The sequence below is a fragment of the Mycobacterium sp. 050272 genome, from assembly GCF_039023525.1.
In the GTDB taxonomy this organism is placed as follows: Bacteria; Actinomycetota; Actinomycetes; order Mycobacteriales; family Mycobacteriaceae; genus Mycobacterium.
Genome location: NZ_JBCHKV010000001.1, coordinates 561832 through 588072, shown reverse-complemented (window position 1 = coordinate 588072; position 26241 = coordinate 561832). Strand labels below are relative to the sequence as shown.

The window sequence follows — 26241 nt, the reverse complement described above, 5'->3', positions numbered from 1 at the left end:
CAGCAGCGTGCCCGAGATGCCGAATCGCCAGATCGTCCTTCGTCGCCGCCCGACCGGGCTGGTCGCACCCGACGACACCGAGCTGATCACCCGGCCGGCACCCGAACCCGGCGACGGTGAGGCGCTGCTCCGAACCACCTACGTCGGGCTCGACGCGGCGGTCCGGACCTGGTTGAACGATCAGCCGAGTTACCTGCCGCCGGTGCAGCTCGGCGAGGTGGTCCGGGCGGCCGGCATCGGCGAAGTGGTCGCGTCCCGGTGTGACGCCTATGCCGTCGGCGACGTGATTACCACGCTGACCGGGTTTCAGGAATATGTGATCATCCGCGACGATCTGTTCAGCACGCCCATTCCCGGCGAGGACGATCAGCTCGCGATCATGTCGGTGTACGGCCCGACCGGGGCCACCGCTTACTTCGGCATGACCGACATCGGTAAGCCCAAGGCCGGTGAGACGGTGGTGGTCTCGGCGGCGGCGGGCGCCACCGGGTCGGTGGCCGGGCAGATCGCCAAGATCGCGGGCGCCCGGGTGGTGGGCATCGCCGGCGGGCCGGAGAAGTGCCGGGCCGTGGTCGAGGACTTCGGCTTCGACGCGTGCATCGACTACAAGAATGACGACGTGCCCGCCGCGCTCAAGCAGCATTGTCCGAAACGCGTCGACGTCTACTTCGACAACGTCGGTGGGCCGATCCTGGACGCGGTGCTCGGCCGGCTCGCCAACAACGCGCGCGTCGTGCTGTGCGGCGTCATCTCCAGCTACCTGACCGGTGAGCACCCCGGTCCGGCCAACTACGTGAACCTGCTGTCGAAGACCGCGCTAATGCAGGGCTTCAACGCCCTCGACCAATGGGGCCGCTTCGACGAAGCCTTTGCCGCACTGCGTCAATGGGAGGCCGAAGGCCGACTCAAGCACCGCCAGACCATCTTTGAGGGCATCGAGTCGTGCGTGGACGCCCTTAACGGGTTGTTCACCGGAGCCAACATCGGCAAGACGCTGGTCAAGATCAGCGAGCCCTCGACCCCCTGAGGCGAACGCCCCGGCTGGCCGGGCGCTCGGGCGCATGGGCCCGGCGACTGTGCAGATAGCGCTTTGGGTGTGCGCCCACGGCGTCTTCGCCCGGTGTGTCGCCGCCCTGCGCGCACACGCAACGCCGTGGGCGCACACTCGCCCGGCCCGCTAGTCCTCGCCGAGGACACGGTGCAGCGTCTTCTTGGCCTCACGCAGCGCTTCGAGAACCTTGGTCCTGGCCTGCGCGAGCTGTTGCTTCTGCTCGTCGGTCCCGGTCCAAGTGATCGTGCGCGACAGACCGGCGATCTCGAACATCTCCCGGCGGATCTTGAAGACGTCGCCGAATTGACCCGCACGCTTGAGGAAAGCGTGTGCGGTCTCGCTGCTCACGCCCCGCCACTTCAGCAGGTTCTGACCGAACTCGGTCAACGTCGCGACACCGTTGTCGACCGTCACTACACCGCGACCGTCGAGCAGGCCAATGGCCAGCTCCGCGATCTCCTGCGGCGGAGTGAGCGCGCCGTCGGTCGTGTCGGACACCCGCTGGACGATCTGCGCGGCATCGGCCGGCCCGTCAAGTAGCAGCGCCGCGGTCACAAAGGCCGCGCGCTTGAGTGGCGGACGACCACCCGGACCAAAACCCGGGCCGCCATGACCCCAACCGTGCTTACCCCAACCGCCCCCGAATCCGCCGGGGCCGCCGCCGAAACCAAAGCCGGGGCCGCCGCCGAAACCAAAGCCGGGGCCACCGAAACCACCGGGGCCGCCGAACAATCCGTCACCAGACATCCGTGTCATTCCTTTCCGTATCGGACCATCAAGCTCCTTGATACCACCGACTCCGGCAATGTCAACAAGCTTGATGGTTCCCGGGTCGCCGCGGAACTCGGGCTGCGCGTAGCACCGGTCGGGCGCGCGACCATCGACGCGCCGTGGCGGAGCCGAACAGCGAATTCTTGCCCGGCTCGCCGTCGAGCAGCAAAGCCAGCTCAGCGAACTGCTTTATGCTGCGGGCACCCCTTGAAACGAAAGTGCCAGGTATGGATCGTCGCCGGATGATGATGCTGGCCGGATTCGGCGCCCTGGCCGCCACGGTCCCCACCGCGAGTGCGGGCGCCGCGCCGGCACGGTCCGGGACTTACCTATTTCACGACGAGTTCGACGGGCCGGCCGGCTCGGCGCCCGAGCCTTCGAAATGGGTTGTGGCGAACCAACGTACGCCGATCAAGAATCCGACCGGGTTCGACCGGCCCGAGTTCTTCGGGCAGTACCGGGACAGCCGGCAAAACGTGTTCGTCGACGGCAAGTCCAATCTGGTACTGCGCGCCAGCCGAGAGGGGGGCAACTACTTCGGCGGCCTGGTGAGTGGCACCTGGCGCGGCGCCATCGGGACCACCTGGGAGGCGCGCATCAAACTCAACTGCCTTACCGGCGGCTGCTGGCCCGCCTGGTGGTTGTCCAACGACGATCCCGGCCGTAGCGGTGAAGTCGACTTGATGGAGTGGTACGGCAACGGGCAGTGGCCCGCGGGCACCACGGTGCACGCGAACCCGGACGGCACCGCATTCCAGACCCACCCGATCGCGGTCGACGGCGGGTGGCACACCTGGCGCGTGACATGGAATCCGGGCGGCATGCAGTTCTGGGAAGACTATGCCGAGGGCGCCGAGCCGTACTTCAGCGTTCCCGCGACCGGCATCGAGGATCTGCACGACCCGATCCGGATGTGGCCGTTCAACGACGTCGGCTACACGATGTTTCCCATGCTCAACCTGGCGGTCGGCGGTTCGGGCGCCGGTGACCCCGCGTCCGGCAGCTACCCGGCGGAAATGCTGGTCGACTGGGTGCGCGTCTTCTAAGTACCGGGTGCGGGATGCACGCCATCCGCGCGCATGGTTGTATAACACCGTTTGCGGGAGTTGGCCGGGGGGACCGTGCCGAGCCGGAGCTCCGGCGTCTAGCGATGGGTGGTAGTGCAGATGGATCGTCGCCGCATGTTGATGACGACAGGGCTCGGCATGCTGGCAGCGGCGGCATCGATGCCTATCCCGGAAGCGCTGGCGTCCCCGTCCGCACCGGCCGCACCGGCCGCCGGACCCGGTGGGCCCTACCTCTTCTCCGACGAGTTCGACGGCCCGGCCGGTTCGCCTCCCGACCCGGGCAAATGGACGATCCAGACCTGGCAGGACGACGTCTACCCACCGGTCGAGGGGATCTACCGCGCCGATCCCCAAAACGTGTTCCAGGACGGGCACTCCAACCTGGTCCTGCGCGCCACACACGATTTCCTGGCCAACACCTACTACAGCGGCAAGCTGCGCGGCAACTGGCGCGGCATGATCAACACCACCTGGGAAGCCAAGATCAAACTGGACTGCCTGACCCCCGGCCTGTGGCCGTCGTTCTGGGCGGTCAACGAGGACCCGCTGCCCGACGGCGAGGTCGACGTCTTCGAGTGGTACGGCAACGGCCAATGGGCCCCGGGTACCACCGTGCACGCGGCATCCAACGGAAAGACCTGGGAAGGCAAATCGATCCCCGGCCTGGTCGACGGTGACTGGCACACCTGGCGGATGCGTTGGGACGACAAGGGATTCGCGTTCGCGCGCGACGGCGCCGAGTACTTCAAGGTTCCGCCCAAGCCGATCCACGTCGCCGGCAATCCGCCGGAGGACATGCGCTGGCCGTTCAGCAATCCCGGCTACTGGATGACGCCGATGTTCACGCTGGCGGTCGGCGGCGTCGGCGCCGGCGATCCTGCCGGCGGGGTCTTTCCGGCGTCCATGCTGGTCGACTACATCCGCGTCTGGTGATCAGCGCGTCGCTTTGAACACCTGAACAAGGTTGAACTGCCAGCGCTCGACGAGTCGGAAGCCCAGGTCGTGCGGGACCGCGAAAGCGGGCGTCGCGCCGTAGCGCGGGCCCGGCGGCAGCGCCGAACCCTCATCGTGCGCGGGCATCGACTCGTCGGCCTGGGTGATGATCCACACCACCGCGCACTGGCTGAGCGGCTTGGCGACGACCTCCGGGATCAGGTTGGTGTCAAACACATCCCGCCGGTCGGTGGCCCGTTGCCACAGCGTGAGGTCGATCAGCTTGCGGTAGGCATCGGGGCGCGCGGCCATCAAGGGACGCATCGGTGCCGGCATAAACGTCACAGTGTCGTTAATCAGCAGGCAGTCGCCCGGTGCCGCCTTGGCCGTGATCAGATCCGCGACCTGGCTGTAGTCCATGCCGTACTTGGCGTACGGGTTATGTTGCACCCTTAAGTAATTCGGCGCCGCCGCGACCGCGAACAGGGCGACGACAGCCGGCGCCACCCATGGTTTGGCCGCCAGTGCGCCAACGCAGACGCCCAGGACCAACGCGATCGCCGGCGCGGTGAAGCACAGGTAGCGCGGCGTGTAGATCGGGTGAAGCAACGCCGACCACACCACGATCAGCAAGGTCGGTATCAGCACCCAGGCGACCGCCAAGGTCAGCAACTGCCGATCTGCCGCAACGAGTTTCACCGATGTCCACCGCCACACGACAACGGCTGTGACGACCACCAGGGCCGACAGCACCGCGAACGGCGGGCTGCGCTCGAAGTACTGCTGAACCGTCACATCCTCGATCGTGCGGTGCCCGATCGGCGCGACCCAACTGATCTGATGCACCTGCCTCGCGGCCACGAACAAGAATGGCGCCACGGCACAACTGGCCAGAACCGACGTGACGACGAAGCGGGCCACGACGGTTCGCTTGCGCAGGAACACGCAGACGAACACCAAGTGCACCGGCAACAGTAGCACCAGGTACACGTCGAGCACGATCGAAACCGCTTGTGCGACACCGTAAGCCACCCATATCCAGCCGCCGTTACGGCGCGTCGCGCTGACGAATAGGACGGTTAGCCACACCGCGGCCATCATCGACATGGCGTACGGACGAGCCTCGATACCGGCCCACGTCGACCGCGGCAATATCGCGCAGATCACCCCGGAGGCCAGCGCCACGGTGCGAGACGAAAATTGGTTGCCCAGCACCACGACTCCGGCCGCAGCACCCCCGACGGCCAGGCCGCTCGGCGCACGCGACCAGAACTCGGTCGGCGCGACGAGCTGGAACCAGCCGTGCATCAACAGGTAGTACAGACCGTGCACGGCGTCGACGTTGCCCAGCATCTGCCACAGCTGAGCCAGGGAACGGCTGTATGCCGCCGAAATCGTCGCGGCCTCGTCGTACCAGAAGGAGGGACGGCCGGCGCCGACAAGACTTATCGCGGTAGCCAGTACGCCGACGATCAGCGGGTCCAGCACGCGACGCCCTGACACACCGTTATGGTGCCAGAAGCAACCCCGGACTCTTTCCGGGTGCGCCTGCTAGTTGGTCAGGTACAGGTAGTACAGACCGTCGGCGTGCTGGCGGCAGTCCCAGTGTGTCCACAAGTTGTCGTTGTGGGCCAGTTCGACGTGCGGGCCGTCCGCCTCGCATGCCCCCAGGGTCGAATAGACGCCGTCGACCTGAATTTCATCGGCATTGGCCACGCCCACCGCAGTGGTCATCAGCCCGCCCAAGGCCAGTAAGCCCGTAGCGATGAGCCTGATCATGCGGATCTCCCCAGTTGTAGCGATCGGTTGCGAGGCGAACTATATCGATTTGCCGGAGCCACGGCGGGGCAATTGGCCGGACGCAACCTGACCTTCACTTTTCGAACGTATGATCGAACAATGAGACCGCTCGCGTCGATCGGGTACCACGGACAGCCGGTCCGCGACCCGTTTCGGGTGGTGCGTCCGCCGATCGCGGTGCTGATCGATCTGACGGTGCTTTTTCCGCGCGAGCCACATCGCTCGGGCCGGTATCAGCCCAACGGTCTGCAGCTGCACAAGGTCGTCGAGGGGCGGCTGAGCTGCTGGGGGCTGTGCGAGCAGGGCGACTGGTGGGGACTGGTGACCTATCCAATCGCCTACGGGTCCAAGCAAAAAACCGTGACGCACTGGATACCGGCCTGGACGCTGCGCCGAAAGGGCTAGTGGCGGTATGGGTTACAGCCGACGGCCCTGCACATACGTGCCGGCGATGGACGTCTCACGGGTTCGCATCAGCAAGCCGAACAGGGTCTGGTCGCGCGCCATCGGCTCCGAGCTGTGCACCTTGAAAGCCGTGGCGAGCGCGCTCACCACAGAATGCGATCTTGCCGTCGTCCTCGATCACCAATTTGCCCTCGGGGATGGACACCAATGCATGGGCGGCTTCGGACACCAGCGGGGAGCCGGCGAGGTGAAAAATGTGCCCAAGATGGATCCGAGCCACGTCATGGTCCCCTAGTGTTTTCCCCGTCGCGCTGCACATCACATACAACCACCTGGGCGTGTTCCGCGACGGGCCCCGGACAGCGAGCGCGGCTCGTGCGGTAGCACGCCGACGATGTCGATGAGAGGATTGCTGCCCGTGGCAGGAAGCTGGAGCTCGCTGTTACCCACCCTCATTCCGCTGGCGCTCGTTACCGCCGTCTCGCCGCTGTCGATCATCCCGGCGGTCCTGGTGCTGCACGCACCGCAGCCGCGGCCCGCCGGGCTGGCCTTCCTCGGCGGCTGGGTGTTCGGGCTGGCCGCCCAGACCGCGATCTTCGTGGCCGGCTCGGGTGGGCTCGGCGACATGCACAAGTCGTCGCCACCGACGTGGGCGTCCTGGATGCGGGTGGTGCTGGGCTCGGCACTGATCCTGTTCGGCATTTACCGGTGGCTGACCCGGCACCGGTCCACCGAGTCGCCTGCCTGGATGCGCCACTTTGCCACGATGCGCCCCCGGCGCGCGGCCATCACCGCACTGGTCCTGACGGTGGTCCGCGTCGAAGTGCTGCTGATGAACGTGGCGGCCGGCTTGGCCATCGGCACCAGTCGCCTCGACGATGTCGACAGGCTGTCGGCCGGCACTGTCTTTGTCGCCGTGTCCGCCTCGACGGTCGCGATCCCGATCCTGGCCTATGCGGCCGCGGGCCATCGCCTCGACGATCTTCTGGAACGCGTCCGAAACTGGATGGAGAAGCACAATGCCGCACTAATGGCGGCAATCCTGATCCTGATCGGTTTGATGGTGCTGCACAACGGAATTCGCGCCCTGTAGCGGGGTGCTGCTCGGCTACTGGTAGCCGCCGTCGGCCAGTCCGGCCTGCGCTTCGAGCCGGTTCGTCTTGCCAAAGAGCCTGTCGCGGGCCACTTCCCAGAGGTAGGCAATGATCATCCGGGAGTGGCCCTTGGCGGCCCACTGCTGGGAATGTAGCTCCTCATGGTGCAGGACCCGATCCAGCGCGAGAGTGCTTTGCACGGGCCGGCCCTTGCGATCGGTGTACCACGCGTGTCCGGACTCGACGATCTGGCGCAGCCGCCGGGCGGCGCCGGTCGGGTCCGCAACGTCGACCGCGACGTTGACCATGAAGATGTCACCCCATGCGGTGCCGCCTTGCTGGCTGAAAAGCCGCTGGATCCAGTTGCCGCCCAAGCCCATAAGCATGCCGTTCGGGGTGGTGATGAGACGTCCGCCATTGCGGTGGACCAATCCGATGTCCTCGTTGTAGCTCCAGCGGTTCGCACGCTGGCGATCGACGATTCGCCGCACTTCGTCGGCGCAGTACGGTGTCTCGGGGAAGTCGGTCGGCGGGCTTGCCGGGCCGCCGTAGCCGGTGCCCGCGTTGAGGATGTAGGTCATCAGCGTGGCCGCGCGTACCTCGTCGCCGGGGGTGCCCGCAGGTACGAGGAAGAACGATTTGGCATCCGGATCGTTGATCTCGGTCATTTTCGCAAGGACCCGAAAGCTCTCGCGCGTGATGCCGTGGTGCGCCGCGATCGCGGTGGTGACCGCGGTCGGCACGCCCAGCCGTTCGGCATTGGCCAGCCACTTCTGGTGCTGGTCCGCTGGCGGTCGCCTGGTCATAGTCCGTCAATTGTTATCAGTCCCACCGCTAGGGTGTAGCGAATGAGCAGGGGGCCCTGGCAACGCGCGCGCGGAATCAAACAGATCACCCGGGGTTTGGGCACCCTTGATCGCGAGTTGTTCGTCGCCGTGGCTGAAACCCCCACCCCGCTGCTCGACACGGTCATGCCGCCGCTGACGCGGGCGGCCGACCATTCCAAGCTGTGGTTCGTCATCGCGGCCGGGCTGCTCGCGACCAGGAAGCCCGCCGCGCAGCGCGGCGCGACGCGCGGGGTCGTGACGCTCGGTGTGACGAGCTTGTTCACCAATCAGATCGCCAAACGCATCCGCCCCCGCTCGCGACCGCTCTATGAGTCGGTGCCGGTGGTCAGAAGAGCCCACCGCCGCCCGACGTCCAACTCGTTTCCGTCGGGACACTCGGCCAGCGCCGCCGCGTTCGCCGTCGGCGTGGGCCTGGAGAGTCCACCCTTGGGTTTCGCGCTGGCGCTGCTGGCCGGACTGGTCGGGTTGTCGCGAGTGGCGACCGGCGCACACTACCCCGGCGATGTCATCGCGGGGCTGGGCGTCGGTGCCGGGATCGCCGTGCTGGGCGGCAAGCTGGTCCCGCCCGTCACCGAAACCGCTCTGCCGCAATCGGAACCGCTGCGCGTCGAAACGCCGGAACGGCCGGACGGCTCCGGCGTGGTGTTCGTGGTCAATCCGGCCTCGGGTAGCGGCACCGGGGCTCGCGTCGTCGAGGAGGTTCGCGCCGAGCTGCCGAAGGCCGAGATCGTCGAGCTCGGTCCCGACGATGACCCCGAGCGCGTGCTGCGCGCCGCCGCTGCGCGCGCCGAGGTGCTCGCGGTGGGCGGCGGCGACGGTACGGTGGCCACCGCGGCGGCGGTGGCGGTCGAGGCGGGACTCCCGCTGGCTGTCTTTCCGGCCGGAACGTTCAACCACTTCGCGAAGGACATCGGCTGCGACACCGTCGGCAAGACGGTGGAGTCGATCCGTCGCGGCAGCGTGGCTTGCGTTGATCTGGTCTGCCTCAACGAAAGTCGGATGGTGATCAACACCGCCAGCATCGGCGCATATCCGGCATTCGTGCAGCAGCGCGAAAAGCTGGAGAAGCGGATCGGCAAGCCGCTGGCCGGCTTCTACGCGATGCTGCACACGCTGCGCAGCGATCAACCTGTCCGCATCCGCTACGACAACAAGACCCTGCTGACGTCGCTGTTCTTTCTGGGCAACTCGCTTTATCTGCCAACGGGATTCGCGCCGTCGCGTCGAACGCGCATGGACGACGGTCTGCTCGATGTGCGCATTCTCGAAACCGGTCGCCGGTTGGCAAGGACCAGGGTCCTGACCGCGCTGGCGTTGGGACAGCTGCGGCGCAGCCCGCTCTACCACGAGCTGCAGGTGCCCGAATTCAGCTTCACGGCCCTCGACGCGCCGACAGTGATCGCCCATGACGGCGAGGTCGGCGACGAATACCGCGAAGCGAGCTTCATCGCGAAGTATCGGGTGCTGCCGGTGTTCTGCCCGATTCGCTGAGCCAGCCGTTCGGCTGATCGGGCTCAATTGCGTTCTGCCCATTAGCTTTCCGCGTCAGCCCCCAGGTAGGCGTCGGCCCAGGCGCCGATGATTCGCCCGGCCCGGTGAGCTTGGCCGCGGGCGGTGAGCAGGTGATCGGAGCCCTCGAGTGAGACGAAGCTACGCGGGTGGCGGGCCAGCCGGAAGATCTCGCTGGCGTTGTCGATGACGACGGTGTTGTCGGTCGGCGAGTGCAGGATCAGCAACGGCAGCCGTAGCGCCTGGATCTTGTCGTGCAGCTGGGCCGCGCGGACGTCCTCGACGAACGCGCGCTTGAGTGTCAACTTGCGCCCGCCGACCAGCCACTCGACGCTGCCCTCGGCCAAGCATCGGTCGACGACCGCGTCGTAATGCTTTTCCACGTGGCTGGGGTCAAACGGTGCCGCGACCGTGACGACCGACCGCACGCCCGGGGCGCGCATCGCCGCGGCGATCACCGCGGCGCCACCCCACGAGTGACCGACCAGAATGTCGGCCGGCGTCCCGCGGTGCGCCATGAACTCGCACGCCCGGACCACGTCGTCGACCTTGACGGTGAACGACCCGTCACCCCAGTTCCCATCGGATCCACCGAGCCCCAGCGCGTCGAAGCGCAGCATCCCGATGCCGTCGGACGCCAGCTGCTTGCAGATCCGGGACGCGGCCGGAGAGTCCTTGCCGAGGGTGAACCCGTGCGCGAACACCCCCCACCCGCGCACCTCCGATTCCGGGACCTCGATGACGCCGGCCAGATTCGCGCCGCTGGAGCTTTGGAACGTGACGCGTTCGCCCATGGTGCCGATCTAACTACGCGACGCCGGGCCTCCGCGACGGCATGCTCATATTTTCGCCAGCGCTGCCTGGACGCGAAAGATTGGAATCGCAAAGGAAATTAGCGGTGCGAGAAGCGGCCGCCACGCGTCCCCCATAAGGTGGATGCGTGGCCTTCGCTGCGAGTCGCATGCTGGCGCGGAACGGGCAATTGCGCATGCTCATGGCGGCCTGGGCGGCCTTTTACGTCGGCGCATTCGCCCATATGGTCCTGGTGATCGCCTTCACCTTCTCGGTGGGAGGCGCTGCCGCCGTCGGTGCGGCGACGGTGCTGGTGACGCTGCCGGCCGGGCTGGTCGGGCCGCTGACCGCGCCGCTCGCGGCGAGCGCACATCCGCAGCGTCACCTGGCGTTCGGGAACGGGATTCGTGCCCTGACGATGGCCGCGACCATTATCGCCGTGCTCAGCGGGGCGCCCATCGGTGTCGTATTGGTGATCGTGGCCGTCGACTCTGTTTTGTCGGGGGCTGTGCGGCCGCTGCATGGCGCGATGGTGGTCCGGCTTTCCACCACCGCCGCCGAAGCGGCCGCGGGGAATGCCATGACCAGCTCACTCGTCAGCGCCAGCGCGCTGGTCGGGCCGGCGGTGGCCGGAGTAGCGCTAGAGCTCTGGGGTTTCGGGTGGGCCTTCACCCTGCCGGCGATCCTCTTCGCTACCGGGGCGGCCGCGGCGGCGCTGATCCGCGTACCGAGTGCCGACAATTCCCGACCCGATACCTCTGGGCCGTCCACGGGGGTCGCAAGGTCGGTGCTCAGTGTGCTGGGCGTCGGGTTTCGCGGGATCTTCGCAAGTCGTCCCGCTGCCGCGGCCACCGTATTGTTCTCGGTCAACGTCATCGTGCTGGGCGTCTGGTTTGCCAGCAGTGCGTCGGTGGCCAAGGAGCAATTGCATCTGGGCAAGGATGGCGTCACGACAATCATGACGTTTTACGGCGCCGGTGGACTGTTCGGAGCCCTGGCCATGCTGTCGTTCGCCGCGCGTCGCGGCCTGGCTTCCGTGCTCGCCGGTTCGCTGCTGAGCCTCGCTGCCGTCATCGCCTCGCTGGGAATGATCGGTTCGCCTGTCGTCGGACTGGCGCTGGCCGCGGGGCTGGGTGTCGCCGGTGCGGTCACGTACGCGATCGCGCCCACTCTGGTGCAGCGCGGCGTCGCACGCGTGTCGATGGTGCCGGCCGTGGCCACCCTGCAGAGCCTGTACTCGCTTGGCATGGCCTCCGGCGCCCTGGTCGCGCCGTTTCTCATCGATCCGTTGGGGCTTCCCGCCACCCTGGGCCTGGTCGGCGGTGTGGCCGGGCTGATCTCGTTGCTGGCCTGGCCACGACTGCGCGGCGCCGACCAGCTCAGCGCAGAAGACGCCGCCAAGCTGGCAGTCATTCGCGCCGTCCCCATGCTTGAGCCGTTGCCGGCGCTGGCACTTGAACAGCTCGCGCGGGCCGCGACGCGCCTGACGCTGCCCGCTGGCTGCGAGGTCTTCCGGCAGGGTGACCCCGGTGATCGCTTCTACATGATCGCTGCCGGCGTGGCGGAGGTTGCGGTCGATGGTCACCGCGTAGCCACGCTTGGTCCCGGCGGCTCCTTCGGTGAAATCGCCCTGCTGCATGACGTGCCCCGCTCCTCGACCGTGACGGCGCGCGAGGAGCTTGATCTGGTCGCCGTCGAACGCGCCGAGTTCCTCAGCGCGCTGTGCACCGATAACGTGTCGGTCGGTCGTATCGGCCGGATTGCCACCACCCGCATGGCCACCCCGCCCGTCGCCGAACGCCTCGTCGAGGTGAGCCGCGACACGACGCTGAGCAGCAGGGCCGCCCGCGAGCTGCTGGCCTCCCAGCCTCCGATGGCCGCGATCGAGGCCACGGCGCTCGGTGAGCTCGCCGATACGGCGCGGGTGTTCGCGGCCGGCGACGGTGCGCTTATCACCCGCGAGGGCGACTACGGCGATACGTACTACGTGATAGTCGACGGCGCCGCAAAGGTTTTCGAGAGCGACGCCGAGATCCGTGAACTGCGCGCCGGGGACGGATTCGGTGAGCTGGCGATCCTGCGCGACGTTCCGCGCACCGCCACCGTGCGAGCGCAGGGCGACACCACGTTGCTGGCCGTGGACCGCGACGCGTTTCACCGCGCCCGGCAATCCGAGTAACAGCCGATATGCTGACGCAACCCTGGCCAACGGAGGTTGCGGCGCGAATGAAAATTTCCACGGCGTTGTGCTGGGTCTTGCTCATCCTCACATTGCTCGCCGCGGTAGTCATGGCGGTGTGTCCGTCGCTGACGGCCCAAGCCGGTGCTGCCCAAATGGGATTTCTCATCCTGTTCGTCGTGGTCCATGCGTGGCTGGGCTACTCCGCCCGCGGCATGATCGCGTTTGTCGTCATCGCGTGCGTCGTCGCGTTCGCGATGGAGGCAATCGGTGTGGCGACCGGTTTCCCGTTCGGCTCCTACGTCCATCACCTGCCCGGTCCGAAACCTCTGGGCGTTCCCCCGGTGGCAGTCGCAAGCTGGATCATGTTCGGTTGGCTGGCCTGGGCGCTGGCCCGGGTGATCATCCGGGCCGAACCCGCGGTGGCTGGTGGTGGCGCCGAACGCTTTACGACACCCATCGTGGCGACGTTCATTCTCGGGGGTTACGACCTTGTCTATGACCCGGTCGGAGCGACGGCTCACGACTGGTATTCCTACGACCACCCGACCGGAGCGCTGGGTGTCCCGTTGACGAACTTCCTCGGCTGGCTTCTCACCGGCTGGTTGATTTTTCAGCTCGCCGCACTGGTCGAAACCAGATTCCCTGCCCGACCCGCCACCTCGCGCCGCAGCTACTGGCTGCTGCCATGTCTGTTCTGGCTGTCCACCGCCACCCAGGTATTCGCCGGCTTGATCCATCCGGCCGCCGGCGCGGTGGTCCGGGGCGGCAAAACCATCCGGATCGCCGACGTGTACGAATCCGGTGCTTCAGCAGCGCTATTCACCATCGTCTGCACGGGGATCATTGCACTGGTGCGGCTTTACAGCCGTCGGCCGTCACTTTGCTGATCTCCTTGGCGCGGCGCAGTATTCGCGCTACCGACTTGTGACGGCGTCGTGACGTCACCATTTGGAAACGGCGCGGTGCGGCGCGCGTCGTGCCGCCGGTCGCCCACCAACAATGGGGGCGGTCGTCGAGGGGCGACTTGGCTACGGCTATGTGGTTCTGCTGCGCGAATGAAGGAGTTGGACGTTGATGACGATCTTTGATCGATTCAACATCGGTATTGTTGCTAGCGCTGGATTGTGCGGTGCCGCTATAGCGTTGAGCCCGGACGCTGCAGCCGTCCCATATATGACGGGTGGCGGTGCGTGCATGTACGGCCAGGCCGGCGAGGCTGGCGCGCCGGCCGCGGGGCCGGTGGGTGCAGGCGGCGCAGCCGGAGCCGCAGCACCGTGTGCGGCCCCATTGACTGATATGGCGGGTGTTCCAATGGTGGTGCCTGGTCCGGGAATTGTCCCAGTTCCGGCTGGTGCACCGTTGATCGCGCTCGGACCGCCGGTGCCGGTGGTCCCCCCGTTGCCGTTTGCGCCTCCGGTGCCGATCGGTGCTCCCTTGCCGCTGGGTGCTCCGCTGGTTGCCCTCGGCGGAGTCGCGGATGGCCTTCCGGTCGCCCCGCTGATTGACATGTCTGGGGTGAAGGACGCGCCGACCGGCCCGGCGCCCACCGGCGGGCCGGTGGCCGGCCAGCCGGTTTCGCCCGGCCCCTCGCCGGTACACGGAGGCTAAACCCTAGCAGTGAAAATGACCCGCCGGGCCGCACCCGGCGGGTCATTTTCATTGTGGGACATCGGGTTCCGCGTGGCGTGTGAAGCCAGGGCGTTGCGTGTGACGCGAGGGCGTTGCGTGTTAAGCCACGGCGGAAAGTCCGCCGAAATGCCGCCGTGAACGCACACTCGACGCCGCGGCGCAACGCTAGAGACCGCGAACCAACGCTAGAGACGGCGAAGCAATGCTAGAGACTGTGCCGCAACGGTTTACGACGACGGCAATTCGTTAGTAGCCTCGCGTACGACGACCGGGTCACCGACGTTGACCGTGTTGTAGTACCACTCGGCGTCCTCGGGGCTCAGGCTGATGCAGCCGTGGCTGACATTCTCCAGCCCCAGCGAATTGACCGCCCAGGGGGCTGAGTGCACGAAAAGACCATGGTTGGTGATCCGAACGGCGTAGTCGACGTTGACGAGATAACCGTCGGGATCGTTGACGGGAATGCCGACGCTGCTCGAATCCATTTGCACCGAGCGGTCTTTGGACAGGACCGTGTAGGACCCGATCGGCGTCGGGTACTCGGGTCTACCCAGCGAGGCAGGCAGCACGCCCTCTTGGCCGAAGTGCGGCCGGTGGTGTGGCGACGGCAGTGACGACGGCGGTCCCGCCTCGACCCCGTCGATGCTCACGGTGAAGGTGTGCTCGGAGATGCTGGCGATGCCGATGACCCTCGGACCCGTCTTGATCTCAGCGGGCTGGCCTTCCACGGTCAGCGCGATCGTGGTGTGGGCAGGCCAGTATCGGTCGGGAACCCACTGCACCACTTTGTTGTCCAGCCATTCGTACTTGCCCGTCATCGGCGGCGTTGACTTCACGTCGAGGGCACGCTCGGCGGCATGCCGGTCGGAGACGGGGGAGCGGAAGGTCACTATGACGGGGTGTGCCACGCCGACGGCCTGGCCGCCGGTGGGCTGCACCGACGCGATGGGGAAGGGGGTATACGCCTGGCTGGCCGCAGCGAGGCTCAGATCGGCCGGGGCCGGCAAATTCACAACGGCGGTCCCAGCGACCACGCTCGCGCCGATTCCGATGACAGCCACGGCACACCGAATACCCGCGCCCATAACCCCAATTCCTTTTAACTGACAGAGTTGCAATAGGAATGGTAAATGCCTGCTGAACTGCGGAAGCGTAAGGGCGCGTTAGCAATTGATCAAGTGTCTGTCACGATTTGGCCACAGCGGTCCGATCTGTCAACGTGGGTCATACGCAGGGCGGATGTCTGAGCACCAGTGTTGTCAGCAGAGGAGGACGGTGTGTCGGGGCGTTGGATTCGTGGGGTTGGTCTGGCGGCTGCCGCGCTGCTGTGCGCGGTCGCATTCGCGGGCACGGCGGTGGCCGCGCCGCCTCCCGCCCCCGGGATTCTGGTCAGCGATGGAATTACCAAGTGCACAACGGGTTTCGCGGCCCAAGGTGGCGACGGCAGTTACTACTTGTTCACCAGCGGGCATTGTGACCATGGGGCGCCGTTCACTTACGACGAGAATGTCCCGCTGGGACACGTCACCTCCAGTGAGATGCTGGGCGATCTGAAGGACGCCGCGATCATCCGTCTCGACCCGGGCGTCGGCGCTCCGGGCGCTGACGTCGGCGGCCAGCGTGTCCGGGGCGTCTTGAGCGCTTCCCAGATCAAGGCGGGCATGCCGTTCTGCAAGTTCGGCGCGATGTCCGGGGAGACCTGTGGCTCCGTCAAGAGCATCGACGGCGAAGTCGTCGAAGCCAACGTGTTCGCCCAGCCGGGCGACAGCGGCGGGCCCGGCTACGTGAAGAACGCGGATGGCACCGTGACCGCGATCGGCCTGGTGATGGAGACGTCGCTCGCGGGTGACCCCAACACGACGTACTTCGTCCTGGTGCAGCCCCTGCTGGGTAGATGGGGTGTGCACCTCGTTAGCTGACGTCGGCCGTTAGCTCGTTGTTGGTGCAGTGACCCGTGGGTCGCTCATGCCGATATCTTGGCATCGCTCAGGTCAGAAGGCGCCGGGAATCCGCGGCCCAATCCTCCGCCCACCCTTGCAGCGAGTAGAGCATCTCTGCGAGCTGACGCCCATGTTCGGTAAGGCGATAGCCGGTCTCTTGGTGCTCGACGATGGCGAGGTCGCGGAGTTCCTTCAAGCGGGTGTTTATCGAACCGGGGTTGCTCTCACACGCTGTCTGAAGAGCGCGGAAGGTCAATGGGCCGTCGCGCAATTCCCATAACACTCGCAGGGCTCCGCGCCGTCCGAGGATGTCGAGGACGACCATGATCGGTCGTCCTGTCGACGAGCCCCGTACCGGCCTGCCTGCCTGGGCAGAATTCATGCTTTACATTTTATAGCATTGGTGGGTATCGTCCTCGGGCATGAGCTGCTATAGAAATCATAGTGCCCGTATCGAACCCGCGCCGCTTCCGCTACCGACCGACATCCGAGAGGCTATCGATGCCGTCATGCGAGGCGGCGAACCGCTGGTTCTCTTCACGACACTGGCCCGCGACCGCCGGCTGTTCGGCAAGTTGTTCAGCTCCGGGCTTCTCGACCGCGGCCACCTGACCATCCGGCAGCGCGAGATCGTCATCGACCGTGTGACGGCACAATGCGGTGCGGAATATGAGTGGGGCGTTCATGTTTCGGCCTATGGCGAAAAGGCTGGGCTCGACTCCCGGCAGATCGCGTCACTGGTGCGAGGCGGTCCGGGCGACGGCCCGTGGAGCGAACAGGACCGAGTGCTCATCCGGCTTTGCGATAGCTTGCACGAGTTCTGCACTGTCGACGACGACTTGTGGGAAAGCCTCACCAGATACCACTCGGACGAGGCGATCATCGAATTGCTCATGCTCGCCGGCTACTACCGGATGGTGAGCTATCTGGTCAACGGGCTTCGGCTACCGCTCGAGCCGTCCACGCCGCGATTCACCGACTTCACCGATGTCCACCACTGAAATCGGTTGCGTCGCAATGAGTATGGCGCACTTCAAGGGTTAATGCCAGGATCGTCAGCTCGCGCCCGCCGCGATCACCTGGTCCACCTCGAGGGCCCGCTCTGCCATCTCGGCATGCGCCTTGTCCAGCGCTTCGGCCTGATCCTCATCGGCCTTCATCAGCGACTCGATGTCGAAGCCGCCCATGTCGAGGACACCCATATCCGAAAACGCCTTTTGCACCTTGTCGCCCCACAGGCCGATGTCCTTGACGATCGGCACGATACGGCTGAATAGGTGTGAGCGGAACTGGATCATCAGCGGCGAAGTGTCGACCCACTCGGCACACGCTTTGACGTCGAGGCCGAGGGTTTCGAAAACCTCCTCGGCGCGGAACCGGTCGCGCATCAGGTAGCAGGCGTCCACGACGAACTCTTCACGCTCGTCGCGCTCGGATTCGGTCAGCGCGCAGTAGTAGTCCTTCAACGAGATTCGGCCGAAGGCGACGTGGCGGGCCTCGTCCTGCATGACGTAGGCCAGCAGTTGCTTGGCCAGCGAGTCCGGTGCCGCCATGTCACGCAGCACTCCGAAGGCGGCCAGCGCGAGCCCTTCGATGAGAACCTGCATCCCGAGGTAGGGCATGTCCCATCGGGAGTCGCGCAGGGTGTCGTCCAGCAGGGCCGTCAGGTGCTTGTTGATCGGGTAGACCAGCCCGACCTTCTCCTGCAGGAACCGCGAGAACGCCTCGACGTGCCGGGCCTCGTCCATGGTCTGGGTGGCCGCGTAGAACTTCGCGTCCAGGTCCGGGACGACGTCGACGATCTTGGCCGCGCACACCATCGCCCCCTGCTCGCCGTGCAGGAACTGGGAGAACTGCCAGGCTTGGGAGTGCAGGCGCATCTCGGCGCGGCGTGCTTCGTCCGCGGCCTCCCACATCGGGCTGCCGAACAGCGGATGGAATTCGTCGGGCAGCCCGACGGGGTTGTTCGGGTCGACGTCTTGTGCCCAGTCGATGCGCGACTGCGCGTCCCACTGCTTGTCCTTGCCCTTTTGGTAGAGGGAAAGGAGTCTGTCGCGCCCCTCGTCGTACTCCCAGGTGAAGCGCGCGTCGCCGGCGCTGGGGACTGCCCACGAATACGGCTCGGGGACGTCCGTGTACTTGTCTCTCGTGGTCATGGGCTGCCACCTCTCTCCAACGTGACCAGTGGTCATGTGATGGCTATCACAGTGCGCCGCGGGTGGCGGCGCTGTCAACCCTTGACGAGGGAGGAAAATGATCGCAGTCAGCTACCTCAGTGCATGCGCGCGCTGCCGCCCAGGCCGATCTCGAGCACGCTTCCGGTGATGACCCCTGGATCGGTGACCAGATACACCACGGCGCGGCTGACGTCCTCGGGCTGTAGCCAAGGCTGGGGGATGGGGTTGGCTCGCATCATCCGGCGCACCAGATCGTCTGGGATGTCGTCACTTCCAGCCGGTTGCACCATCGGGGTTTGGACGGTGGTGGGGCAGATGACGTTGATCGTGATGCCCTCTTTGGCAACCTCTAACGCGGCGGATTTCGCCAGGCCGATGACACCCCATTTGGTGGCGTTGTAGGCGGCCAGCTCGGGAATGCCCATGCGGCCGCCCATCGAGGAGGTCACGACGATCCTGCCGAACCGCTGCTGTCGCATTACCGGTATCGCGGCCCGCAAGGTGTGAAACGCGCCGGTCAGGTTCGTGTCGATGAGCTGTCGCCAGACCACGTCGCTGACGTGTTCCAGCAGCCCGGTGCTGACGATGCCGGCATTGGCCACCACGATGTCAAGGCTGCCCATATCGGCGACGATTTGTTTGATCGCGGCGCCTACCGCGGCGCAATCGCGCACGTCCAGGGTCAGCGGCAAGCACCGCCGGCCCAATTCCTCAACGAGCTTCGTCGTCTCCTGCAGGTCTTCGTCGGTGCCCAGCGGGTAGGTCAGCTCCGCCATCGCTTCGGGGGCATCGGCGACCACGACGTCGGCTCCCTCTGCGGCTAACGCCAGCGCATGCGCGCGCCCCTGCCCCCGAGCTCCGCCGGTGATCAAGGCCACGCGTCCATCCAAAGCACCCATGGGGATAGAAGCTACCAGCGAGTCAGGCGCTTACCGACGTATCATGAAAGACGTTGCTGTGGAACATAATTCGTGGCTCGCGGTCGGCAAGTGGTTCACGACAGGTCGCCCTCGGTGGGAGCGTCGTCGGCGTTGGCCAGGTGGTGCAGGACCCGTTCGTTGAGGGCGGCGAGGATGTCGAGCTCGGCCGGAGTGAGCAGGTCGATGAAGTTGCGGCGGACGTCCTCCACGTGCCCGGGCGCCGCCTTCTCGATGGCGTCGCGGCCGGCCGGCAGCAGGCAGACCATGGTGCTACGGGCGTCATCGGGGTTGGGCTCGCGGCCGATCAGCCCGTCCTTCTCCATGCGCCGTACTTGGTGGGAGACACGGCTCTTCTCCCAGCCCAGTGTGTTGCACAGGTCGCGCGCGGGCATGCGGTCCCCGTCGCGGCTGGTGAGCACCGCCAGGACCTCGTAGTCGGCCCCGGATAGTCCCGATGCCTGCAGGCCCCGGTTCAGCTGCACGTCGAGTTGATGGTGAGCGTGCTTGAAGGCCCGCCACGCGCGGTCTTCACGAGGGTTCAACCAGTTCGGTTCCATTAGCCGCCATGGTACTCATTTGGTTGACGAGTCAACAAATGGGGCATAAGGTTGAGTGATCAACCTTTCTCATCGCTAGCTTTGGACGGGATACCTCATGAGCAGCATCAGCATCAGCATCATCGGCACCGGGAACATGGCCCGCACCATCGGCGCTCTGGCAGTGGCGGGCGGCAATGCCGTGGAGGTCATCGGCCGCGACCCGTCGAAGGCGGCCGACTTGGCCAAGGATCTCGGCGACAGCGCCACGACCGGAGAGTTCGGTGCCGTCCCGGCCGGGGACATCGTCATCGTTTCCCTGTTGTACGCCAACGTCGTTCCGGTTGTAGCCCAATATGGAGACGCCCTCGCGGGCAAGGTCATCGTCGACATCAGCAACCCGTTCAATTCCGCGGCCGACGGGCTCGCCATCCCGCATGACACCTCGGTCGCGCAGGAAGTTGCCAAGGCGGCTCCGGCCAGCGCCAGCGTGGTGAAGGCATTCAACACAATCTTCGGCGTCGTCCTGGCCGAGGGCCGACCGCTCGACGTCTTCCTCGCGGGCGACGACGCGCGCGCCAAGAAGGCCGTGGCGGAGTTCATCGACAGCCTCGGGCTACGCCCGCTGGACGTCGGTGGCTTGAACATGGCGCACTGGCTGGAAGGAACGGGCCTTGTCATGATGGGTCTCGCGCGCCACGGCGTGGGGAGCTTCGACTTCGCCCTCGGCGCCGCCGTTCCCGGCTGATCATCCGGGCTTACGGACCTCGACGAGCAGCCGCGTCGAATGCGCGACGAACGGCCCCTCGGCCTCGATGCGTTCGTGAAGTTGGCGTAGCCGGTTCCGATAGCGCTGCACGGTGAAGTCTGGCACCGTCCAAATCACCTTGCGCAGGAAGTAGACGACGGCGCCGATGTCGAAGAACTCGGCGCGCAGCCGCTCCATGCGCAGGTCCACGATCTGCAGGCCCGCGGCCTGTGCCTGCGCGCGCACGGTGTCCGGGTGCAACTCGGCCCATATCTCTGGCCGCGGCGCGGTGAAGTACTCGACCAGCTCGCGCACCGTGGCGGGCCCGATGTGTTGCGCGAAGTAGGTGCCGCCCGGCCGCAGCACCCGACGGATCTCCGTCCACCACACGGAGATCGGATGGCGTGTGGTCACCAGGTCGAACGCTTCGTCAGCGAACGGCAACGGCGGTTCATCCCGAGTCACCACGAGCACCACGCCGAGCGGATGTAAGCGTTTGGTTGCCAGGGCCGCGTTCGGCGGCCAGGTCTCCAGCGCCGCCATCGTGGGCGGAAAAGGTCCCGCGCCGGCTAGTACCTCCCCGCCGCCGGTGTGAATGTCCAGCGCGGCCGACACCGTCGCCAAGCGGCTGCTCAGCAACCGCTGGTAGCCCCAGGACGGCCGTTCCTCGGTCGCACGGCCGTCGAGCCAGGAGAAGTCCCAGCCGTCGACGGATACCGAATCGGCTTCGGCCACCAAATCTTCGAATGTCCGAGACATCAATGCCTTCTCGTCAAAGTGTCGAGCGAACGTCCAGAAACCGATCGTAGGCATGCTCGACACAATGGCAATGGCCGCTGAAACTCTAGGTAGTGGCGAACGGGCATAGGAGCAATCGCGGAGGGTCGAAGGTGACGAGACACGCGACTTATGTCATCGCCTCCACTCCCCGTTCGGGCAGTTCACTTCTGGCCGCCGGCCTGGTGGCGACCGGAGTTGCCGGGCGGCCCGAGGAGTACTTCACACCCGACCACATTGCGTCCTACAAAGAGGATTTGAACCTCCCGGCGAATTGCTCGTGGGACGAATATCTGGCGAAGGTTTTGGCGTTCGCGACGACGGAGAACGGTGTTCGGGGTGTGAAAATTCATTGGCGCCATGTCGTTTCGCTAGGGCAAGCCCTGGGTGGGCGCGGCGATCCGGGACTGGTTCTCGAAAAGCTCTTCCCCGCAGCAGTTTTCGTCAATATCGTCCGTGTTGATCGGCGTGCGCAGGCCCTATCGCTGTTTCGCGCCGAAGCGACCGGCGAGTGGTTTCGTTCGCACGGCTCATCGGAAAGTGTGCGCCCGTGGGGGCTCTATCTGGCTCGGCCCGCTTTAGGCGAGGCCGCGGCCGATCTCACCGGCGTGGCACCGACATACGAGCAGATTATCGAGATAGAACGCGGTCTCGCCGCCGAACAGGCAGCGTGGATCGATTACTTCACTACTGGGCGTCATGAGGTTTTGACGGTTCAGTACGAAGAGCTCGACGCGGATTATCGCGGTGAGATTGCGCGAGTTTTGCAGTTCCTGGGCGCCGATCCCGCGCACGCCGCCGGCTTGCCCAAGCCGCCGCTTGAGCGTCAGTCCGACCACATCAACGAAAGCTGGCGCCGACTAATTGACCGGCAGCATCGCGAGTTTCGCGGCTCGTCGTAGCAGCGTCGATGTTGGGATCGGTAGCAAAACCCTCCCTGTGCACTTACCGCGACCAGATCATTCGCCCCGAGGGAGTTCCCATGAGGATTGCCGCCATCGCACTTGCCGGTCTTTTAGCGGGCACATCGCTGACTGCCGGCACCGCCCACGCCGACATGCTGGCCGGGACGGCGCCGGCTCACTTCTATCCGCTGCAGCCACCGCCCGGTCCGGTTGTCGACCCCGATCCGGTGGTGGCGGTGCAGAACTTTCAAGCCCACATCTCCGATCTGCACGACAACTGGGACACCCTCAGCCCGGACGAGCGGAATCGACGGCTGAAGGCCCTACAACAGGAGGCCCCGATGGTCGACGCGGAGACTCGCAATCTGCCGCCGGGTCAGCAGCTGCAGGTCGAGGGCATGCTTTTGTCGGCGATGTTTCAGCTGACTGATCTCCTCCGGCGCATGCGATAACTGCGGTGGAGCCGATGACGGGAATCGAACCCGCGTATTCAGCTTGGGAAGCTGATGTTCTGCCATTGAACTACATCGGCGCGGTTGCCCAAGAAGGCTAGCACCCGGGCGCTCGACCAGCCGCGACAGTCGAATGCTGACGTCGAATTGTGGCTATCCACGCAAATTTAAAATGCTCACATTTATTCTTTCGTTATCATGCCGTAATGTGCCGTGGGTGGGCCGGCACAGATTAGCTAAGAAGCGGCGGAAGTCGCCGGTTGTCCTGGCAGCGGTGCTGGCGCCTGCCGCGGTGTTCTTCGCGGTGGGCGGCGACGTCGGCCCAATTGCCGCGCCGGCGGAGGCCAAAGCCGTTATTGGTGACGTCGCACCGAGCCGATTGGAAATCGTCGCCGCGGAAGCGAACTTGCCGCGCAGCTGGGCGGCAGCGGGTGCTCCCGATCGCCAGCCGATGGCATCCCGGTATCACGTTCGATCCCGCTTCTTGCCCGTCGGGCTCTGCTCGGAACAGGGCCTGCAGGTGCGCACGATCCTGGCGTCGCGCGCCATCAGCGCGACATTCCCGGAGATTCACGAAATCGGCGGTGTGCGACCGGATCCGCTGCCCTGGCATCCCCTTGGCTTGGCGCTGGACGTGATGATCCCGAACCCCCAGAGCGCGCAGGGCATCGCGCTGGGCAACGCGATCGTCGCGTACGTGCTGAAGAACGCGAACCGATTCGGCATCCAAGACGCGATTTGGCGCGGCGTCTACTACACGCCCAACGGAGCACAAACGAGCAGGCTCGGCCACTATGACCACGTCCACGTCACGACGACCGGGGGCGGCTACCCCAAGGGTGGCGAAACGTACCTCGCCGACTGAGCACGGGACAACGCAGCGGATAGGCTCGTCGCGTGCTGCTCTCCGATCGTGACCTCAGGGCCGAAATCTCCGCCGGCCGGTTGGGCATCGACCCGTTCGACGACACTCTCGTACAGCCCTCCAGCGTCGACGTTCGCCTCGACAGCATGTTCCGCGTGTTCAACAACACCCGCTACACCCACATCGACCCCGCCAAGCAGCAGGACGAACTGACCAGCCTGGTGGAACCCGCCGAGGGGGAGCCGTTCGTGCTGCACCCGGGCGAGTTCGTGCTTGGCTCGACCTTGGAACAGGTCGCGCTGGCCGACGACCTCGCCGGGCGCCTGGAAGGCAAGTCGTCGCTGGGCCGGCTCGGCCTGCTGACGCACTCGACCGCCGGATTCATCGATCCCGGCTTCACCGGTCACATCACCCTCGAGCTGTCCAACGTCGCCAACCTGCCCATCACGCTATGGCCAGGCATGAAGATCGGGCAGCTGTGCATCCTGCGTTTGACCAGCCCGGCCGAACACCCCTACGGCAGTTCCCGGGTCGGTTCGAAGTACCAGGGCCAGCGCGGACCGACACCTTCTCGCTCTTACGAGAACTTCATAAGAACTACATAGCTTGCGCGGGCTGCCCGCACGGCCTTTGTAAGGAAGTATGTAGTAGTCGGGGTCGTTTCTTCTGGTCCGGGCATAGCTTGTCTTGCAACACTTTTGGAGTGGTTCGCTTTGGATATCGTGCTCGGGGTATCGATCGCACCGACTTCGGTTCAGATGATCGTGGTCGAGGGCGAGAACGCTGACGGCGCCCTGGTCGAAGAGGATCAGTTTCCCCTCACCGCCGCCGATGACACCCAACCCACAGCCGTTCCCGATCGGGTGATCTCCGCGATCCTTGGCACCCGCGAGGGTGCCGCGGACGCCGGGTTGGAGTTGTCGTCGATCGGCGTGACATGGACCGACCCGGCGCACGCGGCCGTGCTTCGCGACGCGCTGGCCTCCTACAAGCTCGAGAACGTGATGCTGGTCTCGTCGTTCCTCGCCGCTGCCGCACTTGGCCAATCCGTCGGCGGCGCAATGGGTTACGACACCACCGCGGTGTTGTTCGTCGAGCCCGACACCGCGACGCTGGCCGTCGTCGAGACCTCCGACGGTTCCATCACCGACGTCTACAAGGAACAGATCGTCGCCGAGTCCTACGACGAAGCCACCGCACAACTGACCGGGATGATCTCCTGGCTCGACGAGCTGGACACACCTCCCGGCGGGGTGTTCGTGATCGGATCGGGCGTCGACGTGGGCCCGATCAAGCCGGCACTGGATTCCGCGACCTCGCTGACCGTGAATGCGCCGGAAGAGCCCGAGACGGCCCTGGCCCACGGGGCCGCGCTGGCGTCAGCCAACGCGCCGCTGTTCGCGTCGTCGACCGCGGCGCTGGCCTACGCACAAGACCCGGGCACCGGCGCCGTCCATCCGGATGCCGGGCCCGAATACCTTGGCGTGACGTATCTTTCCGATGCGCCGCTCGGTCGCGACGAGCTCGCCTACAGCCTGGTGTCCGACGAGGACGCCGACGCGCCAACCGTCGTGATCGATCCGTCCGACTTCGGTGGGCCGGATGCAAGCGGACCTCGTCGCAGGCCGGTGCTGTTGGTCGGCAGTGGGATGGCGGTGATCGCAATCAGCGCGGTGGTCGCACTGGAGATCGCGCTGGCCATCGGCATCCGCACCACGAACGTCGCGGTGCAGCCCAGCCCCAACCAAAACCTCATCGTGCCAACACAACCGGCGTCCGCGCCCCCGCCGGCTGAGGCGTCCGTGGCACAGCCGAAGATCGTCCTGCCCGCCCCCGTCGCGGCGCCCAAGCCGTTGAGTCCGGCGTTGGCGGCACCGTTGCCGGCAGCTCCTGCTCCCGCGTTGCCGCCTCTGCCCGCGGCTCCTGCTCCGATTGCTCCGGCGGTCCCAGTCCCGGTCGTGGTGCCGATCCCGGTGCCCCAGATCCGCATGCCGGCTCCGGAATGGCTGATGAGCCCGCCGGTGATCCAGGCGCCACCGCGACCGGTACCGCCGCCTGTGGTTGTGCAGCAACCGCCCCCCGTAGTGGTGCAGGAACCGCCGCCGGTGCACATCCCGCAGCCGCCGGAGTCCGTACCGCAGTCACCACCGCATCAGACTCCTCCGGAATCTGGCCCGGGCGATGGCCACGGCGGTGGCCACCTTCCGCCTCCTGGTTCGGGTACGGGCGGCGTTAACGGTGGCGGTTCGGGTGGTCTTCCCGGTTCGGGTCCGGGTGGTCCTGGCGGTGGGCATATTCCGCCTCCGGGTTCGGGTTCGGGTGGCGGCCACGGTTCGGGTGGTCCCACTGGTGGTCCGTTCGGTGGTGGTCCGCTCGGTGGGGGTGGCCACGGTGATGGCGGCCCGGCTGGTGGCGGACCGTCTGGTGGTGGTCCGTTCGGTGGTGGCGGACACGGTGGCGGCGGACCCGTCGGTGGTGGTCCGTTTGGTGGGGGTGGCCATGGCGGTGGCGGCCCGGTTGGTGGCGGCCCGTTTGGTGGGGGGCCGTCTGGTGGTGGTCCGTTCGGTGGTGGCGGACACGGTGGCGGCGGTCCCGTCGGGGGCGGACCCATAGGCGGGGGTGGCGGCCTCGGTGGCGGTGGCTTTGGCGGCGGCGGAGGCGGCGGCGGCGGCCTCGGTGGCGGCGGCGGTGGTGGCGGCGGCCTCGGCGGAGGCGGCGGCCTCGGTGGCGGCGGCGGTCACAGCGGCGGTGGCTTTGGCGGCGGCGGCGGCGGAGGCGGCGGTCATAGCGGCGGCGGTGGCGGTGGCCATCACTAGTCATCTCGACCCACGCGACCGAGC

The 26241-nt window shown here is 66.2% G+C and carries 29 protein-coding genes, 1 tRNA gene and 1 pseudogene; 17 read left to right on the top strand and 14 right to left on the bottom strand.

All coding sequences use genetic code 11. From position 1 onward, the window contains the following. Nucleotides 1-7 precede the first annotated feature (7 nt). Nucleotides 8-1027 (top strand): NADP-dependent oxidoreductase, encoded by a 1020-nt coding sequence (locus tag AAHS21_RS02950; protein WP_342926555.1) that lies wholly within the window; start codon nt 8-10, stop codon nt 1025-1027. A 150-nt stretch (nt 1028-1177) separates the two neighbouring features. Here AAHS21_RS02950 and AAHS21_RS02945 read toward each other — a convergent pair whose 3' ends face one another. After that, on the bottom strand, nt 1178-1798 hold the full coding sequence (locus AAHS21_RS02945; RefSeq protein ID WP_342926198.1) for a hypothetical protein: 621 nt from the start codon (nt 1796-1798) through the stop codon (nt 1178-1180). A 215-nt stretch (nt 1799-2013) separates the two neighbouring features. On the opposite strand from AAHS21_RS02945, the gene AAHS21_RS02940 reads away from it, so the two are divergent. Together AAHS21_RS02940 and AAHS21_RS02935 are read left to right on the top strand one after the other, a co-directional pair. Next, nucleotides 2014-2868, top strand: a complete 855-nt coding sequence (locus AAHS21_RS02940; protein ID WP_342926554.1) for a glycoside hydrolase family 16 protein — start codon at nt 2014-2016, stop codon at nt 2866-2868. Between the two features lie 120 nt (nt 2869-2988). Further along, nucleotides 2989-3822, top strand: coding sequence for a glycoside hydrolase family 16 protein (locus tag AAHS21_RS02935; RefSeq protein ID WP_342926197.1), 834 nt, complete (start codon nt 2989-2991; stop codon nt 3820-3822). On the opposite strand, the gene AAHS21_RS02930 is transcribed toward AAHS21_RS02935, so the two are convergent. Together AAHS21_RS02930 and AAHS21_RS02925 are read right to left on the bottom strand one after the other, a co-directional pair. Beyond that, a complete protein-coding gene (locus AAHS21_RS02930) occupies nt 3823-5325 on the bottom strand; it encodes a hypothetical protein (protein WP_342926196.1) in 1503 nt (500 codons plus the stop codon). A 48-nt stretch (nt 5326-5373) separates the two neighbouring features. Then, complete coding sequence (locus tag AAHS21_RS02925; protein ID WP_096284094.1) at nt 5374-5601, bottom strand: hypothetical protein; 228 nt, start codon at nt 5599-5601, stop codon at nt 5374-5376. Between the two features lie 120 nt (nt 5602-5721). On the opposite strand from AAHS21_RS02925, the gene AAHS21_RS02920 reads away from it, so the two are divergent. Beyond that, nucleotides 5722-6027, top strand: coding sequence for a hypothetical protein (locus AAHS21_RS02920; RefSeq protein ID WP_342926195.1), 306 nt, complete (start codon nt 5722-5724; stop codon nt 6025-6027). Nucleotides 6028-6039: 12 nt separating this feature from the next. On the opposite strand, the gene AAHS21_RS02915 is transcribed toward AAHS21_RS02920, so the two are convergent. Both AAHS21_RS02915 and AAHS21_RS02910 read right to left on the bottom strand, forming a co-directional pair. Next, nucleotides 6040-6174, bottom strand: a complete 135-nt coding sequence (locus tag AAHS21_RS02915; protein ID WP_342926580.1) for a hypothetical protein — start codon at nt 6172-6174, stop codon at nt 6040-6042. Beyond that, a pseudogene (locus AAHS21_RS02910) lies at nt 6164-6346 on the bottom strand (hypothetical protein); the annotation flags it as partial. The pseudogene AAHS21_RS02910 and the gene AAHS21_RS02915, both read right to left, overlap by 11 nt. A gap of 81 nt (nt 6347-6427) precedes the next feature. On the opposite strand from AAHS21_RS02910, the gene AAHS21_RS02905 reads away from it, so the two are divergent. Then, the gene (locus AAHS21_RS02905; RefSeq protein WP_342926553.1) at nt 6428-7120 is read left to right on the top strand and encodes a GAP family protein; all 693 of its coding nucleotides are present in this window, start codon (nt 6428-6430) and stop codon (nt 7118-7120) included. Nucleotides 7121-7135: 15 nt separating this feature from the next. Here AAHS21_RS02905 and AAHS21_RS02900 read toward each other — a convergent pair whose 3' ends face one another. Further along, a complete protein-coding gene (locus AAHS21_RS02900; RefSeq protein WP_342926194.1) occupies nt 7136-7927 on the bottom strand; it encodes a hypothetical protein in 792 nt (263 codons plus the stop codon). Between the two features lie 42 nt (nt 7928-7969). Here AAHS21_RS02900 and AAHS21_RS02895 point away from each other — a divergent pair, with 42 nt between their 5' ends. Beyond that, complete coding sequence (locus AAHS21_RS02895; protein WP_342926193.1) at nt 7970-9460, top strand: diacylglycerol kinase family protein; 1491 nt, start codon at nt 7970-7972, stop codon at nt 9458-9460. Between the two features lie 41 nt (nt 9461-9501). Here the strand turns inward: AAHS21_RS02895 and AAHS21_RS02890 are convergent, their stop codons facing one another. Continuing rightward, on the bottom strand, nt 9502-10272 hold the full coding sequence (locus tag AAHS21_RS02890) for an alpha/beta fold hydrolase (protein ID WP_342926192.1): 771 nt from the start codon (nt 10270-10272) through the stop codon (nt 9502-9504). A gap of 146 nt (nt 10273-10418) precedes the next feature. On the opposite strand from AAHS21_RS02890, the gene AAHS21_RS02885 reads away from it, so the two are divergent. The 3 genes from AAHS21_RS02885 to AAHS21_RS02875 all read left to right on the top strand — a co-directional run bounded on the left by AAHS21_RS02885 (nt 10419) and on the right by AAHS21_RS02875 (nt 14060). Beyond that, on the top strand, nt 10419-12449 hold the full coding sequence (locus AAHS21_RS02885) for a cyclic nucleotide-binding domain-containing protein (protein ID WP_342926191.1): 2031 nt from the start codon (nt 10419-10421) through the stop codon (nt 12447-12449). A 47-nt stretch (nt 12450-12496) separates the two neighbouring features. Further along, complete coding sequence (locus AAHS21_RS02880) at nt 12497-13339, top strand: carotenoid biosynthesis protein (protein ID WP_342926190.1); 843 nt, start codon at nt 12497-12499, stop codon at nt 13337-13339. Nucleotides 13340-13526: 187 nt separating this feature from the next. Further along, nucleotides 13527-14060, top strand: a complete 534-nt coding sequence (locus AAHS21_RS02875) for a hypothetical protein (RefSeq protein ID WP_096284108.1) — start codon at nt 13527-13529, stop codon at nt 14058-14060. Nucleotides 14061-14308: 248 nt separating this feature from the next. On the opposite strand, the gene AAHS21_RS02870 is transcribed toward AAHS21_RS02875, so the two are convergent. Further along, complete coding sequence (locus AAHS21_RS02870; protein ID WP_342926189.1) at nt 14309-15166, bottom strand: L,D-transpeptidase; 858 nt, start codon at nt 15164-15166, stop codon at nt 14309-14311. Between the two features lie 192 nt (nt 15167-15358). Between AAHS21_RS02870 and AAHS21_RS02865 the strand changes: the two genes are divergently transcribed. Further along, the gene (locus AAHS21_RS02865) at nt 15359-16000 is read left to right on the top strand and encodes a S1 family peptidase (protein ID WP_342926188.1); all 642 of its coding nucleotides are present in this window, start codon (nt 15359-15361) and stop codon (nt 15998-16000) included. Between the two features lie 67 nt (nt 16001-16067). Here AAHS21_RS02865 and AAHS21_RS02860 read toward each other — a convergent pair whose 3' ends face one another. Beyond that, a complete protein-coding gene (locus AAHS21_RS02860; protein ID WP_342926187.1) occupies nt 16068-16403 on the bottom strand; it encodes a helix-turn-helix domain-containing protein in 336 nt (111 codons plus the stop codon). A gap of 127 nt (nt 16404-16530) precedes the next feature. On the opposite strand from AAHS21_RS02860, the gene AAHS21_RS02855 reads away from it, so the two are divergent. After that, entirely contained in the window at nt 16531-17022 is a 492-nt protein-coding gene (locus AAHS21_RS02855) for a carboxymuconolactone decarboxylase family protein (protein ID WP_342926186.1), read from the top strand. Between the two features lie 54 nt (nt 17023-17076). Here AAHS21_RS02855 and AAHS21_RS02850 read toward each other — a convergent pair whose 3' ends face one another. From AAHS21_RS02850 to AAHS21_RS02840, 3 genes are all read right to left on the bottom strand, one after another. Then, entirely contained in the window at nt 17077-18177 is a 1101-nt protein-coding gene (locus AAHS21_RS02850; protein WP_342926185.1) for a ferritin-like domain-containing protein, read from the bottom strand. Nucleotides 18178-18293: 116 nt separating this feature from the next. Continuing rightward, on the bottom strand, nt 18294-19097 hold the full coding sequence (locus tag AAHS21_RS02845) for a mycofactocin-coupled SDR family oxidoreductase (protein ID WP_342926184.1): 804 nt from the start codon (nt 19095-19097) through the stop codon (nt 18294-18296). A gap of 95 nt (nt 19098-19192) precedes the next feature. Next, on the bottom strand, nt 19193-19675 hold the full coding sequence (locus tag AAHS21_RS02840; RefSeq protein WP_342926183.1) for a MarR family winged helix-turn-helix transcriptional regulator: 483 nt from the start codon (nt 19673-19675) through the stop codon (nt 19193-19195). Nucleotides 19676-19772: 97 nt separating this feature from the next. Between AAHS21_RS02840 and AAHS21_RS02835 the strand changes: the two genes are divergently transcribed. Then, on the top strand, nt 19773-20402 hold the full coding sequence (locus tag AAHS21_RS02835) for an NAD(P)-binding domain-containing protein (protein WP_342926182.1): 630 nt from the start codon (nt 19773-19775) through the stop codon (nt 20400-20402). Here the strand turns inward: AAHS21_RS02835 and AAHS21_RS02830 are convergent, their stop codons facing one another. Next, nucleotides 20403-21161 (bottom strand): class I SAM-dependent methyltransferase, encoded by a 759-nt coding sequence (locus AAHS21_RS02830; RefSeq protein ID WP_342926552.1) that lies wholly within the window; start codon nt 21159-21161, stop codon nt 20403-20405. It lies immediately after the preceding gene. A gap of 92 nt (nt 21162-21253) precedes the next feature. Here AAHS21_RS02830 and AAHS21_RS02825 point away from each other — a divergent pair, with 92 nt between their 5' ends. After that, nucleotides 21254-22081, top strand: a complete 828-nt coding sequence (locus tag AAHS21_RS02825) for a Stf0 family sulfotransferase (protein WP_342926181.1) — start codon at nt 21254-21256, stop codon at nt 22079-22081. 80 nt (nt 22082-22161) lie between these two features. After that, complete coding sequence (locus AAHS21_RS02820; RefSeq protein WP_342926180.1) at nt 22162-22536, top strand: hypothetical protein; 375 nt, start codon at nt 22162-22164, stop codon at nt 22534-22536. Between the two features lie 6 nt (nt 22537-22542). On the opposite strand, the gene AAHS21_RS02815 is transcribed toward AAHS21_RS02820, so the two are convergent. Beyond that, nucleotides 22543-22616, bottom strand: a tRNA-Gly gene (locus tag AAHS21_RS02815). 137 nt (nt 22617-22753) lie between these two features. Here AAHS21_RS02815 and AAHS21_RS02810 point away from each other — a divergent pair. The 3 genes from AAHS21_RS02810 to AAHS21_RS02800 all read left to right on the top strand — a co-directional run bounded on the left by AAHS21_RS02810 (nt 22754) and on the right by AAHS21_RS02800 (nt 26217). Then, a complete protein-coding gene (locus AAHS21_RS02810; RefSeq protein ID WP_342926179.1) occupies nt 22754-23401 on the top strand; it encodes a hypothetical protein in 648 nt (215 codons plus the stop codon). Between the two features lie 32 nt (nt 23402-23433). Beyond that, a complete protein-coding gene (gene dcd / locus AAHS21_RS02805) occupies nt 23434-24006 on the top strand; it encodes a dCTP deaminase (RefSeq protein WP_342926178.1) in 573 nt (190 codons plus the stop codon). Nucleotides 24007-24159: 153 nt separating this feature from the next. Next, on the top strand, nt 24160-26217 hold the full coding sequence (locus AAHS21_RS02800; RefSeq protein ID WP_342926551.1) for a hypothetical protein: 2058 nt from the start codon (nt 24160-24162) through the stop codon (nt 26215-26217). Nucleotides 26218-26241 lie beyond the last annotated feature (24 nt).

Excerpts from the sequence above, each read along its gene's own strand:
- AAHS21_RS02890 (WP_342926192.1), bottom strand. The coding sequence starts at position 10,272 with ATGGGCGAACGCGTCACGTTCCAAAGCTCCAGCGGCGCGAATCTGGCC.
- AAHS21_RS02935 (WP_342926197.1), top strand. The coding sequence starts at position 2,989 with ATGGATCGTCGCCGCATGTTGATGACGACAGGGCTCGGCATGCTGGCA.
- AAHS21_RS02880 (WP_342926190.1), top strand. The coding sequence starts at position 12,497 with ATGAAAATTTCCACGGCGTTGTGCTGGGTCTTGCTCATCCTCACATTG.
- AAHS21_RS02870 (WP_342926189.1), bottom strand. The coding sequence starts at position 15,166 with ATGGGCGCGGGTATTCGGTGTGCCGTGGCTGTCATCGGAATCGGCGCG.
- AAHS21_RS02925 (WP_096284094.1), bottom strand. The coding sequence starts at position 5,601 with ATGATCAGGCTCATCGCTACGGGCTTACTGGCCTTGGGCGGGCTGATG.
- AAHS21_RS02900 (WP_342926194.1), bottom strand. The coding sequence starts at position 7,927 with ATGACCAGGCGACCGCCAGCGGACCAGCACCAGAAGTGGCTGGCCAAT.
- AAHS21_RS02835 (WP_342926182.1), top strand. The coding sequence starts at position 19,773 with ATGAGCAGCATCAGCATCAGCATCATCGGCACCGGGAACATGGCCCGC.
- AAHS21_RS02895 (WP_342926193.1), top strand. The coding sequence starts at position 7,970 with ATGAGCAGGGGGCCCTGGCAACGCGCGCGCGGAATCAAACAGATCACC.
- AAHS21_RS02820 (WP_342926180.1), top strand. The coding sequence starts at position 22,162 with ATGAGGATTGCCGCCATCGCACTTGCCGGTCTTTTAGCGGGCACATCG.
- AAHS21_RS02850 (WP_342926185.1), bottom strand. The coding sequence starts at position 18,177 with ATGACCACGAGAGACAAGTACACGGACGTCCCCGAGCCGTATTCGTGG.
- AAHS21_RS02840 (WP_342926183.1), bottom strand. The coding sequence starts at position 19,675 with ATGGAACCGAACTGGTTGAACCCTCGTGAAGACCGCGCGTGGCGGGCC.
- AAHS21_RS02830 (WP_342926552.1), bottom strand. The coding sequence starts at position 21,161 with ATGTCTCGGACATTCGAAGATTTGGTGGCCGAAGCCGATTCGGTATCC.
- AAHS21_RS02845 (WP_342926184.1), bottom strand. The coding sequence starts at position 19,097 with ATGGGTGCTTTGGATGGACGCGTGGCCTTGATCACCGGCGGAGCTCGG.
- AAHS21_RS02800 (WP_342926551.1), top strand. The coding sequence starts at position 24,160 with ATGATCGTGGTCGAGGGCGAGAACGCTGACGGCGCCCTGGTCGAAGAG.
- AAHS21_RS02860 (WP_342926187.1), bottom strand. The coding sequence starts at position 16,403 with ATGAATTCTGCCCAGGCAGGCAGGCCGGTACGGGGCTCGTCGACAGGA.
- AAHS21_RS02920 (WP_342926195.1), top strand. The coding sequence starts at position 5,722 with ATGAGACCGCTCGCGTCGATCGGGTACCACGGACAGCCGGTCCGCGAC.
- AAHS21_RS02905 (WP_342926553.1), top strand. The coding sequence starts at position 6,428 with ATGAGAGGATTGCTGCCCGTGGCAGGAAGCTGGAGCTCGCTGTTACCC.
- AAHS21_RS02945 (WP_342926198.1), bottom strand. The coding sequence starts at position 1,798 with ATGTCTGGTGACGGATTGTTCGGCGGCCCCGGTGGTTTCGGTGGCCCC.
- AAHS21_RS02855 (WP_342926186.1), top strand. The coding sequence starts at position 16,531 with ATGCGAGGCGGCGAACCGCTGGTTCTCTTCACGACACTGGCCCGCGAC.
- AAHS21_RS02940 (WP_342926554.1), top strand. The coding sequence starts at position 2,014 with ATGCTGCGGGCACCCCTTGAAACGAAAGTGCCAGGTATGGATCGTCGC.
- AAHS21_RS02875 (WP_096284108.1), top strand. The coding sequence starts at position 13,527 with ATGACGATCTTTGATCGATTCAACATCGGTATTGTTGCTAGCGCTGGA.